The organism is Thioalkalivibrio sp. AKL10 (assembly GCF_000381845.1).
Taxonomy (GTDB): domain Bacteria; phylum Pseudomonadota; class Gammaproteobacteria; order Ectothiorhodospirales; family Ectothiorhodospiraceae; genus Thioalkalivibrio; species Thioalkalivibrio versutus.
Genome location: NZ_KB907144.1, coordinates 14,287 through 31,706, shown reverse-complemented (window position 1 = coordinate 31,706; position 17,420 = coordinate 14,287). Strand labels below are relative to the sequence as shown.

16 protein-coding genes are annotated in these 17,420 nt (G+C 66.6%); all 16 read left to right on the top strand.

Annotation, left to right across the window (positions count from 1 at the left end; all coding sequences use genetic code 11):
* Nucleotide 1 precedes the first annotated feature (1 nt).
* Nucleotides 2-649 carry a 3-isopropylmalate dehydratase small subunit gene (leuD, locus tag G333_RS0108955; RefSeq protein ID WP_019628249.1) on the top strand — a complete coding sequence of 216 codons (648 nt, stop codon included), beginning with the start codon at nucleotides 2-4 and terminating at the stop codon, nucleotides 647-649.
* Nucleotides 650-1,253: 604 nt separating this feature from the next.
* Nucleotides 1,254-2,327: a 3-isopropylmalate dehydrogenase gene (leuB, locus tag G333_RS0108950; protein WP_018937754.1), complete on the top strand. Its 1,074-nt coding sequence runs from the start codon at nucleotides 1,254-1,256 to the stop codon at nucleotides 2,325-2,327.
* 177 nt (nucleotides 2,328-2,504) lie between these two features.
* Nucleotides 2,505-3,530, top strand: coding sequence for an aspartate-semialdehyde dehydrogenase (locus G333_RS0108945; RefSeq protein WP_018145859.1), 1,026 nt, complete (start codon nucleotides 2,505-2,507; stop codon nucleotides 3,528-3,530).
* Nucleotides 3,531-3,639: 109 nt separating this feature from the next.
* A complete protein-coding gene (locus tag G333_RS0108940) occupies nucleotides 3,640-6,126 on the top strand; it encodes a FimV/HubP family polar landmark protein (RefSeq protein WP_019628248.1) in 2,487 nt (828 codons plus the stop codon).
* A gap of 137 nt (nucleotides 6,127-6,263) precedes the next feature.
* On the top strand, nucleotides 6,264-6,980 hold the full coding sequence (locus tag G333_RS0108935) for a hypothetical protein (RefSeq protein ID WP_019628247.1): 717 nt from the start codon (nucleotides 6,264-6,266) through the stop codon (nucleotides 6,978-6,980).
* Between the two features lie 11 nt (nucleotides 6,981-6,991).
* Complete coding sequence (truA, locus tag G333_RS0108930; protein WP_018937750.1) at nucleotides 6,992-7,834, top strand: tRNA pseudouridine(38-40) synthase TruA; 843 nt, start codon at nucleotides 6,992-6,994, stop codon at nucleotides 7,832-7,834.
* A gap of 71 nt (nucleotides 7,835-7,905) precedes the next feature.
* Nucleotides 7,906-8,547 carry a phosphoribosylanthranilate isomerase gene (locus G333_RS0108925; protein WP_019628246.1) on the top strand — a complete coding sequence of 214 codons (642 nt, stop codon included), beginning with the start codon at nucleotides 7,906-7,908 and terminating at the stop codon, nucleotides 8,545-8,547.
* On the top strand, nucleotides 8,534-9,742 hold the full coding sequence (gene trpB / locus G333_RS0108920; protein WP_019628245.1) for a tryptophan synthase subunit beta: 1,209 nt from the start codon (nucleotides 8,534-8,536) through the stop codon (nucleotides 9,740-9,742). The genes G333_RS0108925 and trpB overlap by 14 nt, the downstream gene beginning before the upstream one ends.
* A complete protein-coding gene (trpA, locus tag G333_RS0108915) occupies nucleotides 9,739-10,572 on the top strand; it encodes a tryptophan synthase subunit alpha (RefSeq protein ID WP_018650236.1) in 834 nt (277 codons plus the stop codon). The genes trpB and trpA overlap by 4 nt, the downstream gene beginning before the upstream one ends.
* A gap of 36 nt (nucleotides 10,573-10,608) precedes the next feature.
* Entirely contained in the window at nucleotides 10,609-11,574 is a 966-nt protein-coding gene (gene accD, locus G333_RS0108910) for an acetyl-CoA carboxylase, carboxyltransferase subunit beta (RefSeq protein ID WP_019628244.1), read from the top strand.
* Between the two features lie 8 nt (nucleotides 11,575-11,582).
* Entirely contained in the window at nucleotides 11,583-12,920 is a 1,338-nt protein-coding gene (gene folC / locus G333_RS0108905; protein WP_019628243.1) for a bifunctional tetrahydrofolate synthase/dihydrofolate synthase, read from the top strand.
* A gap of 110 nt (nucleotides 12,921-13,030) precedes the next feature.
* Complete coding sequence (locus G333_RS0108900) at nucleotides 13,031-13,630, top strand: SPOR domain-containing protein (RefSeq protein WP_019628242.1); 600 nt, start codon at nucleotides 13,031-13,033, stop codon at nucleotides 13,628-13,630.
* Nucleotides 13,631-13,712: 82 nt separating this feature from the next.
* Nucleotides 13,713-14,264, top strand: a complete 552-nt coding sequence (locus G333_RS0108895; RefSeq protein WP_019628241.1) for a CvpA family protein — start codon at nucleotides 13,713-13,715, stop codon at nucleotides 14,262-14,264.
* A gap of 95 nt (nucleotides 14,265-14,359) precedes the next feature.
* Nucleotides 14,360-15,868, top strand: a complete 1,509-nt coding sequence (gene purF, locus G333_RS0108890) for an amidophosphoribosyltransferase (RefSeq protein WP_018169616.1) — start codon at nucleotides 14,360-14,362, stop codon at nucleotides 15,866-15,868.
* 13 nt (nucleotides 15,869-15,881) lie between these two features.
* Complete coding sequence (locus G333_RS0108885; protein WP_019628240.1) at nucleotides 15,882-16,469, top strand: L,D-transpeptidase; 588 nt, start codon at nucleotides 15,882-15,884, stop codon at nucleotides 16,467-16,469.
* Nucleotides 16,470-16,831: 362 nt separating this feature from the next.
* Nucleotides 16,832-17,311, top strand: a complete 480-nt coding sequence (gene iscR / locus G333_RS0108880; protein ID WP_018951746.1) for a Fe-S cluster assembly transcriptional regulator IscR — start codon at nucleotides 16,832-16,834, stop codon at nucleotides 17,309-17,311.
* Nucleotides 17,312-17,420 lie beyond the last annotated feature (109 nt).

Here is a 17,420-nt window from a genome sequence, read left to right as displayed (position 1 = left end):
GATGCAGGCCTTTACCGTACACAAGGGGATCGTCGCGCCGCTGGACCGCTCCAACGTGGATACCGACGCGATCATCCCCAAGCAGTACCTGAAGTCGGTCAAGCGCACGGGCTTCGGTCCCAATGCCTTCGACGACTGGCGCTACCTGGACCCGGGCGAGCCGGGTAAAGATGGCTCGAAGCGCCGGCCGAACCCGGACTTTGTCCTCAACCAGGCGCCGTTTGACCAGGCGACCATCCTGCTGGCGCGCAAGAACTTCGGCTGTGGCTCCTCGCGGGAACACGCGGTGTGGGCGCTGACGGACTTCGGTTTTCGTGCGGTGATCGCGCCGTCGTTCGCGGACATCTTCTTCTCCAACAGCTGCAAGAACGGGCTGCTGCCGGTCGTGCTGGCCGAAGACGAGGTGCAAAGCCTGTTCGACCAAGTGGAGGCGAACCCCGGTGCCCAGGTCGAGGTGAACCTAGAAGAGATGACCGTGACCGCGCCGGACGGTACCGTATTCGACTTTACGCTGGACGAGGACCGCCGCCACCGCCTGCTGAATGGGCTGGACGATATCGCCCTGACGCTGCAGTTCGCGGACGATATTCGGGCCTTCGAGGAGCGCCAGCGCCGCGAATGGCCGTGGATGGCGGAACAACAACGGTAGACGGCGCGTCTGGCACGGCCTGGATCCGGGCACCGTCATTGCAAGGAGGGAAGCGACGAAGCAACCCCCGTCCGTAACCACCAGATCCCCGTACCGGCGCTCTGCCAGCTTTGGGAGGTTGCCACGGCCCCTGGCGGGGCCTCCCAATGACGGGGGCAGGGAGCACCGTCATCGCGAGGAGCGAAGCGACGTGGCGATCTCCGTGGGTGGCCCGACGCTGGTCCCGGCAAACGTCGGGGGGCGTCCGGGGATTGCCACGGCCCCTGGCGGGGCCTCGCAATGACGGGGGGCAGGAAGCACCGTCATCGCGAGGAGCGCAGCGACGTGGCGATCTCCCAGGGCAGCCCCGGCGCTGGTCCCGGCAAACGTCGGGGGGCGTCCGGGGATTGCCACGGCCCCTGGCGGGGCCTCGCAATGACGGGGGCAGGGAGCACCGTCATTGCGAGGAGCGAAGCGACGTGGCGATCTCGCAGGGCAGCTCCGGCGCTGGCTCAGGTAAACGTCGGGGCGCCCACGGAGGTTGCCACGTCGCCTGCGGCTCCTCGCAATGACGTTGCCACTGGGAATGTATAGGTAAAGAATAATAGTTACTTGGGAGAGGTTTGTGAGCCGAATTCTGGTATTGCCCGGGGACGGGATTGGGCCCGAGATCGTGGCCGAGGCGCTGAAGGTGCTGGAGCGCGTGGGCGAGATCGGCGGTCTGGATCTGGAGATCGAGCAGGGCCTGATCGGGGGCGCGGCGCATGACGCGGCCGGGCACCCCTATCCGGAGGCCACCCGCGAGGCGGCGCGTCGTGCAGACGCGATCCTGTTGGGGGCGGTGGGTGGCCCGCAGTACGAGTCGCTGGAGCGCGACCTGCGCCCCGAGCGTGGGCTGCTGGGCATCCGCTCGGATCTCGGCCTGTTCGCGAACCTGCGCCCGGCGATCCTGTATCCGCAGCTGGCCTCGGCTTCCACGCTGAAGCCAGAAGTCGTAAGCGGGCTGGACATCCTGATCGTGCGCGAGCTGACCGGGGGGATCTACTTCGGCCAGCCACGCGGGATCGAGGAACGCAATGGCGAGCGGGTCGGCTTCAATACGCTGGTCTATAGCGAATCGGAGATTGAGCGGATCGCCCGGGTCGGCTTCGAGGCGGCGATGAAACGGGGCAAGCGTCTGTGCTCGGTGGACAAGGCCAACGTGCTGGAGGTCTCGGAGCTGTGGCGCGAGGTAGTCGAGCGTGTCGGGAAGGAATTCCCCGAGGTCGAGCTGTCTCACATGTATGTGGACAACGCCGCGATGCAGCTGGTGCGTGACCCGAAGCAGTTCGACGTGATGGTGACCGGCAATATGTTCGGCGACATCCTGTCCGATGCAGCGGCGATGCTGACCGGCTCCATCGGCATGCTGCCGTCCGCCTCGCTGAACAGCGAGGGCGTGGGCCTGTACGAGCCGATCCACGGTTCGGCACCGGATATTGCGGGGCAGGGCAAGGCCAACCCGATGGCGACGGTGCTGTCGGTCGCGATGCTGCTCCGTCATAGTCTGAACCGCAACGACCTGGCCGAACGCATCGAGGCGGCTGTGGGTCGGGTACTGGATCAGGCCTTGCGTACCCCAGACATCTTCGGTGAAGGCATGAAGCTGGTCGGTACGCAGGGGATGGGGGATGCCCTGGTGGCTGCGTTGGACGATTGAGGCGGCCTCACGAACGGGGCTTGTATCACGCGCAAGTGTAGGATGCGTTGAGCGCAGCGAAACGCATCATTGCCTCCGCTGGGGAAGAGATTGATGCGATTCGCTGCGCTCGTCGCATCCTACGGTTCAATAGAACTATCAATAGCTTGAAGATCAAAATTAAACCGGGAATTAACGATGAGTGACCGCAAATTTGACGTGGCCGTGGTCGGGGCAACGGGCGCCGTTGGCGAGGCCCTGCTGTCCATCCTGGCCGAGCGCGACCTGCCGATCGGGCGCGTGCATGCCCTGGCCAGCTCGCGGTCGGTGGGCAAGACGGTGGACTACGGCCGGCGCGAGTTGGAGGTCGAGGACCTGGCGACTTTTGATTTTTCCACGGTGCAGATCGGGCTGTTCTCGCCGGGCGCCTCGGTGTCCGCGGAATATGCGCCCAAGGCGGCGGCGGCCGGCTGCGTCGTGATCGACAATACCTCCCAGTTCCGCTACGACCCGGAAATCCCGCTCGTGATTCCGGAGGTGAACCCGGACGCGGTGGGCGATTACACGAAACACGGGATTATCGCGAATCCGAATTGCTCCACCATTCAGATGCTGGTGGCGCTGAAGCCGCTGCACGATGCGGTGGGCATTGAACGGATCAACGTGGCGACCTACCAGGCCGTGTCCGGAACCGGCAAGGAGGCGATCGAGGAGCTGGCGCACCAGACGGCGGCGTTGCTGAATGGCCGTCCGGTGGAGTGCAACGTGTATCCCAAGCAGATCGCGTTCAATGCCCTGCCGCACATCGACGTCTTCCAGGACAATGGCTACACCAAGGAAGAGATGAAGATGGTCTGGGAGACCCGGAAGATCATGGGCGACGAGTCCATCCTGGTGAACCCGACCGCGGTGCGCATTCCGGTGTTCTACGGGCATTCCGAGGCCCTGCATATCGAGACGCGCGAGAAGATCAGTGCGGAGAAGGCGCGCGAAATCCTCTCCGGCGCACCGGGGATCACGGTGCTGGACAAGCACGAGGACGGGGGCTATCCAACTGCGGTGACCGAGGGCTCCGGCAAGGATGCGGTGTTCGTCGGCCGCATCCGCGAGGACATTTCCCACCCCCGCGGACTGAACCTTTGGGTGGTCTCGGACAACGTGCGCAAGGGGGCCGCGTTGAACACGATTCAGATCGCGGAGGTTTTGATCCGCGATTACCTGTGATTTAATCCGGGAAAACGCCGGGGACACTACCCGGTACATCCGTGGCCAGGGGGTCATCGGCCGTGTCGGCCGAGGCAGTACGGCCACGTGGCATTTTCAGGGGGAATTCGTGCGCAAGTTTTTGGTTGGGTTTTTGTTCTTGCTGCTGGTGGCCCCGGCGTCCTCGAGTTCCGTGGGCTTCGGCGAAATCAATCTTCAATCCTTCCTGAATCAGCCCTTGCGGGCGGAGATTCCCTTGCGGGGAGCGGCAGCTGCCGGCGACTCCCTGCGAATTCGCCAGGCTTCCGAGGAGGCATACCGCCGCGCCGGTCTGAACCGTGGCGGTGTTCCGGGGGACCTGAACATCCAGGTCGAGGGTGACCGCATCATCCTGACCACACGCCGGCCGGTGCGCGAGCCCTATGTGGGCATGCTGCTGGAGGCGCGCTGGGATGGCGGGCGCGCCATGCGCGAGGTCTCGTTGTTGCTGGATCCGCCCGGCACGATGCCTTCCGGAACTTCTGCGCCGGCCGTGAGCGGGGACCCCGGCGCGGCGCCGCGTGCGACCCGCGAAGGCGAAACCATCCGGGTGCGTAGTGGCGACACCCTCTACGCGGTCGTGCGCCGCAGCGGTGTCTCGGGATACAGCGACGAGCAGGCCATGCTCGCGTTCCTCGACGCCAATCCGCAGGCCTTCATGGGTAACAACATCAATTCGCTGCGCGCGGACGCGGAATTGCGTACGCCGTCCCGCGATCAGTTGGACGCGCGTAGTACCGCCGAGGCGCGGGCCGAGGTTGCCGACCAGACGCGCGCCTGGCAGGAATCCACTCGCGTCGCCCGCGAAGAGCCGGCTCCGGCCGCGGCTGAGGAGGGTGTCGAGGGCGAGGCGCTGGCCGAGGACGAAGAAGCGGCTGCTACAGAGGACGCTGCCGCGGCGGTTGAGGACGACGAATCCGCGCTGGCCGAATCGGACTCGGCCGTGACCGAGGACGAAACGGCGGTGGGCGACGAGGCCGCGACCGAGGAGGTGGCGGCCGAGGATCGCCTGGAGATCGTCGCCGATCTGCTGCCGGAAGAAGCCGAAGCCGGGGCAACCCAGGGCAGTTCCGAAGAGCTGCTGCAGGAAGCCCTGCTGTCCCAGCGCGCCGAAATGGACGGAATGCGCGACGAGCTCTCCGAATTGCGCGAGGAGCTGGGCGAGCGCGGGCGTCTGGCCGAGATCTCCAGCGAGAACATGGCTGGGCTCGAGGAACAGCTGAGCCAGCTGCGCGCCGAGCGCGAACAGCTGCGCACGCGTCTGGATCGTGCGGACGCCGAACGCAATGCCCCGCTGCACGAACGCATTGTGAACGATCCGTTGCTGCTGATGATGGCGATTGCGCTGGTCATTCTGCTGCTACTGGTGTTGCTGGCTTTTGCCCGCGGCGGCCGCCGCGAGGTGATGGTCGACGAACACGGTTCCGGCCTGAAGCCGCGGGCCGACAACAGCGGGGTGCAGGCGTCGACCGTGGGTGCCACGGGGTACGAGGCGCGTGAAGTCCAGGGCGGCGAGCGAGGCGCGGGTTCCGGGGTGTCCGGGGCCGCGACCGCGGCTGCGGCCGGAACCATTGTGGGAACGGCCGCTTCGCGCTCCGACGAGTCTGCAGAGACCGTGCAGGAAGAATCCGCGCATCCACCGGCCCAACCCGAAGAAGAGGTGGGCGAAGTGGTGGTCTCCAGCACCAGCGAGGGTGCGGCGGGCATGGACGACGTGCTGGCCGAGGTGGATGTCTGCCTGGCCTATGGCATGAATGACCAGGCGGTCGAGACGCTGAACGCAGCCCTGAAGGAGAACCCGGACAACAATCAGTACCGGCTCAAGCTGGTCGAGGCCCATGTGGCGCTTGAGGACGAAGCGGGCGCACGCGAGGCGGCGACGGCCCTGCGCGATCGCCTGGGTGCGGACGACGATGCCCTGCGCGATCGCCTCTCGGAGCTGGAGTCGAAGTTGGGCGGTGCCTCCGGGGCGGCCGGCCTGGCCAGCGCCGATTCCCTTGACGAGCCGGCTTCGGTGGACCCCGGGGCCGCGGGGGGCGACGCTGACAGCAACGAGATCGATTTCTCCGATCTGGAGCTGCCGGATTCCGACGATGCGGTGCCGCGTGCCGATGCGCAACAGCCGGGTACGGCAGAGGATCAGGGGCTTTCGTTTGATATCGACGACAACCTGGAACAGGACCTCGCCAGTGCGGCCGAAGCGACTGCGGAAGAAGGCCAGACAGACGATGACCTGAACAACCTGTCCTTCGACCTCGAGGAGAACGAGCTTCCGGACCTTGATGCGCCCGCCAGTGGCGGTGACAGTGGCGAAGGCCAGGAGACCGGACTGGAAATGGACGAGGATCTGCCAGCCTCGGGCGAGGCATTCGCCGCGCCGGAATCGGCCGATGCCGGGGGAGGTGCGGATGGGGCCGGCGATGACGAGAACGTGACGCGGCTGAGTCTGGCCCAGGCCTATGCGGACATGGGCGATGCGGAGGGTGCCCAGGAGCTCATCGACGAGGTTCTGGCCTCCGGTACCGACGAACAGAAGCGCGAGGCCGAGGCGATCCGGGATCAGATTCAGGGAAGCTGATTGCTGGAGCCGGGTCGTGTCGGGCTGGTGATGCCGGCGCCGTGAACCGATCATGGCTACGATGTGCGGCCCCGCCCGGGGGGATCTCTCGGGCGGGGCCTTTTGGTTTCGAGGATGGGGATGGGCGCTGAGTGGCGATGAGCGCGGAAGAGCCGATGAGGTCGGCCCCCGCTGAGGGCGATGCCGGAGCCGCGGCAGCGGCGCTGCTGGGTGTGCTGGGCGTTTCTGCGGCGCTAGTGCCGGCCGAGCCGCTGGTGGTGGCCGTCGCGGGTGTAGTGGCCGGAGGGCTGGCCTTGACCGGTCTGGACTGGGGCCGTGCGGGCCGGCTGGTGCTGCGTTTGAAATGGTTTTATCTCTCGCTCGTGGTGTTCTACGGGGTGTGGCCGACCGGGGGCGGAGACTGGGGCACGGGACTGCAGGTGGCCGGATGGCGTATTGCTGCACTGATGCTCGTGGTGGTGCTGGTGGTCTGGATGACCGGACGCTTCCCGCGGCCGGCCCTGGTGCGTGCCCTTGGGGGCATTCTGGGCGGCCCACGCCAGGTGCTGGGGGGCTGGGGCGAGCGCTTCGCGCGACGTCTGTTTCTGGCACTGGCCATGTTCGAGGGTGAACGGGTCGCACTGGAGCAACGCCGGGCGGGCCTGCGCGGAGTGCGCGGAGTGCGCTTGGCACAGGTCCGGGAATGGCTTGTCCTGCGCCTGGATCAGGCCCTCGCAGGGGGTGGCGCTGTCACGGCAGAGCTCCCGGCGGAATCCGCGATGATCTCGGGCTGGCGAATCCCCAAGGCTGCGCTGGCCTGGCTGTGGGCGGGCGTGGCGGCGGTCTGGTGGATGGTGCTGGGGGCAGGGTTTTGAATAGCGACCAGATGTCGGTGTCATCCGGGGGTGGAACGGGGCCGGCCACGCGCCAGCGCTGGGCGCTGGGTGTCGAATACGATGGCCGCGGGCTGCTGGGCTGGCAACGGCAAAAGGATGGTCCGAGCGTCCAGGGCCACCTGGAGGCGGCGCTGGGCTTCGTGGCGAATCACCCGGTGGAGCTGAACTGTGCCGGGCGTACCGATGCGGGCGTCCATGCCACCGCCCAGGTGGTGCACTTTGACACCCCGGCACAACGTGAACCACGCGCCTGGATCCTGGGAAGCAACAGTCGTCTGCCGGGTGCGATTGCGCTGACCTGGGCGCAGCCGGTACCCGATACCTTCCACGCCCGGTTCGGCGCGTTCGGGAGGCGCTACCGCTATGTGATCGCGAATCGCGAGATCCGTCCGGCGCTGGAGGCCGGGCGGGTATCGTGGTGGCGACGGCCGTTGGATGCCCGGCGCATGCATCGGGCCGGTCAGGCCTTCGTGGGGGAGCACGATTTCAGCAGCCTGCGAGCGGCGGCGTGCCAGGCCAAGTCGCCCGTGCGCCGGGTGCATTCGCTGTCGGTGCGCCGGCGCGGCTCCTACGTCATTCTGGATATCCACGCGAATGCCTTTCTGCACCACATGGTGCGCAACATCGCCGGCGTTCTGCTGGCGGTGGGGGATGGTCGGGCCGAAGTGGGCTGGCCGATGGAGGTTCTGGCGGCGCGGGATCGGCGCGCGTCGGGGATCACCGCGCCGGCCGGCGGGCTCTATTTCGTGCATGTGGATTATCCGGTGGAGTTCGAGCTGCCGATCACCGCGGGGCCGGTCCTCGATGGCGTCCCGGGGAATGCGCCGGGGTGATTGCGGGAAAGCCGGATCGCGTGCCGGGTTCTGGTAGGCTTTGCGACCGGATAGAGGAGGCCGGCGGGCGCATGCGTTATCGGGTGAAGATCTGCGGAGTGACGAGCCCGGCACAGGCACGTGCCGCGGCGGCGGCTGGGGCCGATGCCATCGGGCTGGTGTTTCATGCAGCGAGTCGGCGGGCGGTAGAGCCGGCGCAGGCCGCGGCCATCGCGGCCGCGCTGCCCCCGTTCGTGACCACGGTGGGATTGTTTGTGGACCCGGATCCGTCACGCGTCGAAACGGTATTGCAGACGGTAGGGCTGGATTGCCTGCAGTTTCACGGGCACGAGACGGCGCCGTTTTGCGCGCGCTTCGGGCGGCCTTATCTGAAGGCCATCGCCATGGGCGAAGGGCAGGATCCACGCCCGGTGATGGAGCAGCACCCGGATGCCCAGGGGTTTCTCCTGGACAGTCATGGCGGGGGGTGCAGCGGCGGATCGGGGCATCGCTTCGATTGGCAGCGGGTCCCCGACGCACTGGAACGGCCCTGGCTGCTGGCCGGGGGACTGGATTCGGACTCGGTGCGCGCTGCGCTGGAACACCTGCGTCCGTACGGGGTCGATGTGAGTTCTGGGGTGGAATCCGCGCCCGGAATCAAGGATGCACGACGCATGCGGGCCTTCGTGCAGGCGGTGCGTCAATGCGAGGTAGAGACTGATGAACAAGATTGACTGGGCGGCTTTCCCGGATGCCCGTGGGCATTTCGGGCCGTATGGCGGGCGCTTCGTGTCCGAGACCCTGATGGGGGCGCTGGACGAGCTGCAGGCGGTATACGAGCAGTACATGCAGGATCCCGACTTCTTGGCGGAGCTGGATCATGACCTGAAGCAGTTCGTTGGGCGGCCGAACCCGCTCTACCACGCCGAGCGCATGTCGCGGGAACTGGGTGGGGCGCAGGTCTACCTCAAGCGCGAGGATCTGAATCACACCGGCGCGCACAAGGTAAACAACACGATCGGCCAGGCCCTGCTGGCCAAGCGCCTGGGCAAGAAGCGAATCATCGCCGAGACCGGTGCCGGACAGCACGGCGTCGCGACGGCCACCGTGGCCGCGCGGCTGGGGCTGGAATGCGTGGTCTACATGGGCGAAGAGGACACCCGGCGCCAGACACAGAACGTCTATCGCATGCGCCTTCTGGGCGCCGAGGTGGTGGCGGTGAAATCCGGGACCCGCACCCTGAAGGACGCGTTGAACGAGGCGATGCGCGACTGGGTGACCAACGTCGACGACACCTTCTACATCATTGGGACCGTGGCAGGGCCGCACCCGTATCCGGCGATGGTCCGGGACTTCCAGGCGGTGATCGGCCGCGAGGCGCGCGAGCAGCACCTGGAGATGACTGGCCGCCTGCCGGATACCCTGGTCGCTTGTGTTGGCGGCGGGTCCAATGCCATCGGGCTGTTCCATCCGTTCCTTGGCGATGAGTCGGTGGAAATGGTCGGGGTCGAGGCCGGGGGCGACGGGGTCGAGACCGGGCGCCACTCTGCGCCGCTGTGCGCCGGGCAGCCGGGCGTTCTGCACGGCAACCGGACGTACCTGATGGAAGACGAGAATGGCCAGATCATCGGCACGCACTCGGTCTCGGCGGGCCTGGACTACCCGGGCGTCGGGCCGGAGCATGCGTGGCTGAAGGACATCGGCCGGGTGAACTACGTGTCGGTAACGGATGACCAGGCGCTGGCCGGCTTCCACCGCATGACCCGCACCGAGGGCATCATCCCGGCGCTGGAGACCAGTCATGCGATTGCCCATGTGCTGGACCTGGCCCCGCAGATGCGTCCCGATCAAAGCATCATCATCAATCTGTCCGGGCGCGGCGACAAGGACCTGAACACCGTGGCCGAACGCGAGGGGATTACGCTATGAGTCGCATCGAGCAGCGTTTTGCCGAACTGCGCGAACAGAATCGCGCGGCGTTGATCCCGTACGTGACGGCGGGCGACCCGGAGCCGGGGGCCACCGTACCCCTGATGCATGCATTGGTGGAGGCCGGGGCCGACCTGATCGAGCTGGGCGTCCCGTTTTCCGACCCGATGGCCGATGGCCCGGTGATCCAGAAGGCCTGCGAGCGGGCCCTGCGTTTTGGCACCGGGTTGCGCGACGTGCTGGCGATGGTGGCGGAGTTCCGCAAAACCGACACCACCACGCCGGTGGTCCTGATGGGCTACCTGAATCCGGTCGAGCGCATGGGGTACGAGACCTTTGCCCAGACCGCGAAGGCGGCCGGGCTGGATGGGCTGCTGACGGTGGACCTGCCGCCGGAGGAGAGCGAGGACGTGGTTGGACTGCTGGAGCAGGCCGGCATCGATCCCATCTTCCTGATCGCGCCCACGACCTCGGAGGCACGTATCGATCATGTGGCCCGGGCGGCGCGCGGCTTCGTTTACTACGTATCGCTGAAGGGCGTGACCGGTTCGCAGACCCTGGATACCTCGGCACTGGCCGCGCGCCTGGAAGGTCTGCGTCGCCACACCGGGCTGCCGTTGGGCGTGGGCTTCGGCATTCGCGATGCCGAGACCGCAGGGAGGGTCGCGCAGGTGGCCGATGCCGTGGTGGTGGGCAGCGCGATCGTGCGCCTGGCCGAGGAGCACGACGGCGATGCCGACGGCTTCGCCCGTGCGGCGGCGGCGGTGGTCAGTGAGATGCGTCATGCCATGGATGCGGCGCGCTCCCCGGGCGCGGCAGCCACGGTGTAGAATGCGCGGCGCCGATTCGAATTACGGGGAGACGGCATGAGCTGGTTCGAGAAGTTGATGCCTTCGCGCATCCGCACCGACAATGCGACCAAGCGGGGGGTCCCGGAGGGCCTGTGGGTCCGTTGCGAGGGCTGTGACGCGACGCTTTATCGCCCCGAGGTGGAACGCAACCTCGATGTCTGCCCGAAATGCAGTCATCACCGCCGCATGAGCGCACGCCGGCGCCTGGAGACCTTCCTGGATGCCGAGGGCCGCGAGGAGATCGCGGCGGATATCGAATCCTCCGATGTCCTGAAATTCCGCGATTCCAAGAAGTACAAGGATCGCCTGGTGGCGGCCCAGCGGGCCACCGGCGAGCGCGATGCTCTGATCGTGATGCAGGGCCAGCTTCTGGGGCGCCCCTTGGTGGCGTCTGCCTTCGACTTCCGCTTCATGGGCGGTTCCATGGGCTCCGCGGTGGGCGAGCGCTTCGTGCGCGGGGCCAACCGCTCGCTGGAACAGGGCATCCCGCTAGTGTGCTTCAGTGCCTCCGGTGGTGCGCGCATGCAGGAGGCGTTGTTTTCGCTGTTGCAGATGGCCAAGACCAGCGCGGTGCTGGCGCGCATGCAGGAAGAACGCATCCCGTTCATCTCGGTGATGACCGATCCGACCATGGGGGGTGTGTCCGCGAGCCTGGCCATGCTGGGTGATCTGAACGTGGCCGAGCCGAATGCCCTGATTGGCTTTGCCGGGCCGCGCGTGATCCAGCAGACCGTGCGCGAGACCCTTCCCGAGGGCTTCCAGCGTTCGGAGTTTCTGCTCGAGCATGGCGCGATCGACATGATCGTCGATCGCCGTGACATGCGCAGCCGTCTGGCTGCGGTGCTGGGCGTGCTGACCCACGCCCCGGCGCCGGGCGCCGACCCAACCGCAGATGAGGCGGAGGGTGAGGGGTCCGTCGAGGTTATCAGTCCCGAAAACGGGGCGGACGGCGAGCGCGTCGACGCGCCGCGCCCCGCCTGAGGCAGCCGGTGCGCTTCACGACCCTGGCGCAGTGGCTCGCCTTCCAGGAGCAACTGCATCCCGTGGGAATGGATCTGACCCTGGAGCGCATTGCCCTGGTGGCCGACCGCCTGGGGCTGCGTGGGGCCGGCAGACCGCCCACCGTGATCGTGGCCGGGACCAACGGCAAGGGGACGGTGGCGACGCGCACCGCGGCCCTGCTGCAGGCGCAGGGGCTGAAGGTCGGCCTGTTCACCTCGCCGCACCTGCTGCGCTACAACGAACGCATCCGCATCGACGGCGAGCCCGTCTCCGATGCCGCCCTGTGCCGTGCCTTCGAGGCGATCGACCAGGCTCGCGGCGAGGATTCCCTGACCTATTTCGAATTCGGTGCACTGGCCGCGGTCTGGCTGTTCCGCGAGCAGGGAGTCGCGGTACAGGTGCTGGAGGTAGGGCTGGGCGGGCGCCTGGACGCCGTCAACATCTGGGATGCCGACGTCGCTGCGATCACCGCGGTGGACCTCGATCATCAGACCTGGCTGGGCGACAGTCGCGAGGCGATCGGCCGCGAGAAGGCCGGTATCATGCGCCCCAATCGCCCGGTAGTGCTGGGCGAGCCCGAACCGCCGGCCAGCGTGCTGGAGCATGCCGCACAACTGGGGGCGCAGGTCCTGCGCAGCGGGCGTGATTTCGCCCTGACGCGTGACGCGACGACGCTACGATGGCGGTGGCAGGGGACGGCGCGCGAATGGCGGGTCGAGGGCGCAGCCGCCCGGATTGATGGTGCGGCGCTCCTGAACACGGCTACGGCCCTCGCTGTGGTCGAATCACTGGGACTGGCCCGGGGGCTCGACGATGGTGTCGTCAGTCGGGCCCTGGCGATCTCGGCGCCGGGGCGTCTGCAGCGGCTGCACGGCGAGCCGGAATGGCTGCTGGATGTTGCCCACAACGTGCATGCGGTCAACGAACTCGCGCGCTGGCTGGAGGCGCATCCCGCCCCGGGTGCGGTGGTGGCCCTGGTCGCCGTCATGGCGGACAAGGAGCGGGCCGCTATGTGGAGTCGTCTGGATGGCCTCGTCGATGCCTGGGTGCCGGTCCCGCTGGACCTGCCGCGGGCATTGCCCGCCGCGGCGCTGGCCACCGAGTTGGAGGCGAGCGGACAACGCCGGGTGTCCCGCGTGGATGACGTCGCGGCGGCCCTCGCAGAAGCAACGCGTTGCGCCGGACCTTGCGGCCGGGTGGTGGTGTTCGGTTCGTTCTACACCGTGGCGGCGGTACTGGAGCAGTCGCAGGCCCTGGCCGAGCTGGCACTGTCCGGGCAGGCCGAGGCGCTTGGTGCTGCGGGCGAGGTTGTGCATGCCCTTTGAGCGTCAGGAGCGTCATGCCCGACGGCTTGCGACGCCGGCGCGAGCGAGCGTACTGTCACAGGCGTGTCGTGTTTCCTTAACTGGCCCTGGCGCCGCCCTCGGATGACCGCATGACCAGCAGCGACAATCCCATCCGCTTTCGCCTGGTTGGCGCGGTCATCCTGATCGTGCTGGCGGTCATCTTTTTGCCCTGGTTGTTCGACGGGGCAGGTTACGAGTACATGAGCGGGATCGATGACCCGGTGCCCGCGGCGCCCACCTTTGCCGAGCCCGATATCGCCCTGCCATCGGAGCGCCCGGCTGCACGGCGGGACACGGCACCCGCCGCGCCGGCGGCGGAACGCGACGGGCCGGTTGCCGAGTTGCACAGCCTGGAGAATGGCGAGGGCGCGCGGGCGGCCGCGGGGGAGCAGGGAGGGTCCGCGGCCCGCCAGGATGCGCCGGTGCGCTCGATCGAGCCAGACGAGCCGGTGCAGGCCGGGTGGGCGGTGCAGGTCGGGAGCTTCCGCGGCGAGGACAACGCGCGCGAGCAGGCGGCCCGCTTGCGCGACACGGGCTGGCCGGCCTTCATCGATGACTCCATGGCCGATGGCCGCCCGATTTACCGGGTGAAGGTCGGTCCGCTGGCGCAGCGCGAGGAGGCCGTGAAGCTGGGCGAACGGCTGCAGGACGAGCTGGAGTTGTCCGGTATCGTGGTGGCACACCCCTGATGGCCATGACGACCGGGGCACCCTGCGAGGAACCGATGGCTGGGGTAAACTACGCGCCCTTTCAGCACGCGATGCCGGCCCCGTGAACTGGATCGACCTCATCATCATCGCCCTGATCGTTGCGTCAGGGCTGATCAGCCTTTTCCGTGGCTTCGTGCGCGAGTCCTTTTCGCTCGCCACGTGGATCGTGGGCGTGTGGCTGGGTATCCGCTATGCGGCCGAGGTGGCGGAACAAATCCCCCAGGCGGTTTCGGATGCCACCCTGCGCCTGGGCATTGGCTTCGCCCTGATCTTTATTGGCGTCCTGATTGTGGGCGGCATCCTCGGAGTAGTGGCCAACCGCCTGGTGAAGGGAACCGGGCTGACCGGTACCGACCGCTCGCTGGGCGTGATCTTCGGGCTGCTGCGCGGCGTGCTGCTGGTGGCGGTACTGATCTTCCTTGCCTCGCTGACCTTGATGCCGGACGAGTCCTGGTGGGAAAACAGCCGCCTGATCCCGGAGTTCGAGCGCCTGGTGGATTGGCTGATTGCCCAATTGCCGGAAGGCTGGCAGGAACAGATCCATGATCTGCTGGCGAGTGACGAGCCGGTCGAAGAAGTAATCCCCGACGCCGACGAGCCGGCGACGCCCTAGAAGCGAGCTGCAAACGGCATTGGCAGCGCAATGTGTGCTGACAGGCCGTGAACGGCTTTGGTCAGCGTTTGCAAAACCCTGGAGCCTGAAACCGTATGTGTGGAGTTGTCGGAATCGTCGGGCGCAGCCCGGTGAACCAGCCCCTTTATGACGCCCTGCTGGTCTTGCAGCACCGGGGCCAGGATGCCGCAGGCATTGTGACCTGTGACGATGACGGGCGGCTGCATCTGCGCAAGGACAACGGTCTGGTGCGCGATGTGTTCAACAACCAGCACATGCAGAGCCTGACGGGCCATATGGGTATCGGCCACGTGCGCTACCCGACGGCCGGTTCGTCGAGCTCGGCCGAGGCGCAGCCGTTCTACGTGAACTCGCCATTCGGGATTACGCTGGGGCACAACGGCAACCTGACGAACGCGCGCGAGCTCAAGCAGGCGCTGTACGCCACGGATCGGCGGCACATCAATACCGATTCGGACTCCGAGATCCTCCTGAACGTCTTTGCCCAGGAGCTGCTGCGCTTCCTCGACAACGGGCTGACGCCGGATTCCGTGTTCGATGCGGTGGAACGCGTGCATCAGCGGGCGGAAGGCGCCTACGCGGTGGTCGCGATGATCGCCGGGGGCGGTTTGCTGGCGTTCCGCGATCCGCACGGCATTCGACCCATTGTTTATGGCTCGCGCGAGGCCGAAGAGGGCGGGCGCGAATGGATGGTCGCCTCGGAAAGTGCCGCGCTGGAGTCCCAGGGCTTTGATCTGGAGCGGGACCTGGCGCCGGGCGAGGCGGTGTTCATCACGCCGGACGGCGAGGTCAGCACGCGCGTGTGTGCCGAGGGGACCCGCCTGAACCCGTGCATCTTCGAGCACGTCTACTTCGCGCGCCCGGACTCGGTGATCGACAACGTGTTCGTCCACCGCGCGCGCATGCGCATGGGGACCGCATTGGGTGAAAAGATCCGGCGTATCTGGCCGGATCACGACATCGACGTGATCGTGCCGATCCCCGACACCGGGCGTACCGTGGCGCTGGAGATGGCGCACGAACTGAACATCAAGTACCGCGAGGGGTTCATCAAGAACCGCTACATCGGGCGTACGTTCATCATGCCGGGCCAGACCAAGCGGCGGAAATCCGTGCGCCAGAAGCTCAACGCGATCTCGCTGGAGTTCCGCGGCAAGAACGTGATGCTCGTGGACGACTCCATCGTGCGCGGCACGACCTCGCGCGAGATCGTGATGATGGCGCGCGAGGCCGGGGCGAAGAAGGTCTATTTCGCCTCGGCCGCGCCGCCGGTGCGCTATCCCAACGTGTACGGGATCGACATGCCGGCCGCCGACGAGCTGATTGCCCACGGTCGGGACGAGGCCCAGGTGTGCGAGGCGATTGCCGCCGACCGCTTGATCTACCAGGACCTTGAAGACCTGCAAAAGGCCGTGCGCCGCGGCAACCGGAACATCCAGGAGTTCGACTGCTCGGTCTTCACCGGGGAGTACGTGACTGGACTGCCTCCGGACTACCTGGAACACCTAGCAGCGCTGCGCGGTGACGGGCTGGTGAACACGCCGGTCGCCGGCGAGGTGCTGGATCTGGCCAACAAGAAGTAGACGCGAGGTGCTCTTGCCCAGTCTCCAATGGATCGAACCCGTCGTCCGGGATGCCCGCGAACGAGCCCCCAATGCGGATGATGTCCCGGTGGTGGTGGTCCGGGTGGACCAGCAGCGGCTGTACGTCTGGGAGGCCGGGCGGGTGACGGAGATCTTCGATGTATCGACCTCGGCGCGCGGGGTAGGTTTCGAGGAGGGCACCTTCAAGACACCGCTGGGCCTGCATCGGATTGCCGAGCGCTTCGGTGACAGCGCGCCGCGGGGCACGATCTTCCGTGCCCGTGGCAACACCGGCCAGATTGCGGAAATCCTGACCGAGCCGGGCGCGCAAAGCCCGCGCGACAACATCACCTCGCGGATCCTCTGGCTGGAAGGGCTGGAGCCGGGCATCAATCGGGGCGGCAATGTGGATTCGCTGCGCCGGTACATCTACATTCACGGGACCGACGAGGAGGGACGCATTGGCGAACCGGCCTCGGAGGGCTGTGTGCGCATGCGCAACGATGAAGTGATCGAGCTGTTCCCGCGCCTGCCGGTCGGGACGCTGGTGATGATCCTCGAGGGTCCGGCCGTGCCGGAGCTCAGTCGGTCGTCCGGCTGACAAGCCAAGTGCCCGGACGGGCACGTCCGTCATCTCCGGTACCCATCGGAAAAGCGCGTCTCCGCTCGGGCATATCGTCTCTTCGTCCTTCCTCCCCCCTGCCTTCTGCCAAGGCTGGCCCGTTGCCGATTGGCTCTTGTGCCGGGGAACTCCGTTGCATGGAACGGTTCTGAATACCTACGTTAGCATTCCGTGATCTTTCTTCATTCGCCTGCTAGAATGAGGGAATTATTCCCGACTACCATTGTCAGGTAAATAAGGAATTATTCTTGACAGGCGTTGTCAGGAATTAAGAATGGATGCCAGCCTGCGAACGGATGTCGAGCAGGACACATACTCAAGGTTATTCGGAGGCAACAAGCATGAAACTCTCAACCAAGGGCCGCTATGCAGTGACGGCCATGATGGATCTCGCGATTCACGACCGGATCGGGCCCGTGACGCTTGCCGACATCTCGCAGTGCCAGGGCATTTCGCTGTCCTACCTCGAGCAGCTGTTTGCCAAGCTGCGCAAGGCCGATCTGGTGGAAGGCGTGCGGGGCCCGGGTGGCGGTTATCGCCTGGCCAAGCGTGCGGACCAGATCAGCATTGCCAACATCATTACGGCGGTCGATGAAACAGTCGACGTGACGCGCTGCAAGGGCCACAAGGACTGCCAGGACGGCGATCGCTGCCTGACCCACGAGCTGTGGGACGACCTGAGCCAGCAGCTCTACGACTTCCTCGACGGGATTACCCTGGCGCAGTTTGCCAACCGTCCCGAGGTGCAGAAGGTCGCGCGGCGTCAGGACGAGCGGCGTGGTGCCCGGCACCACTTCATCTTCCGTAACGACGCGGCATAAGGCGTTATTCGGGGCGATTCGCTCACGCGGATCGTGGACAGAAAACGGGGCCGTCCGGGTCAGACAGACCGGGCGGCCCCGAGTCGTTTTGGGGCGCCGGAAACACGGG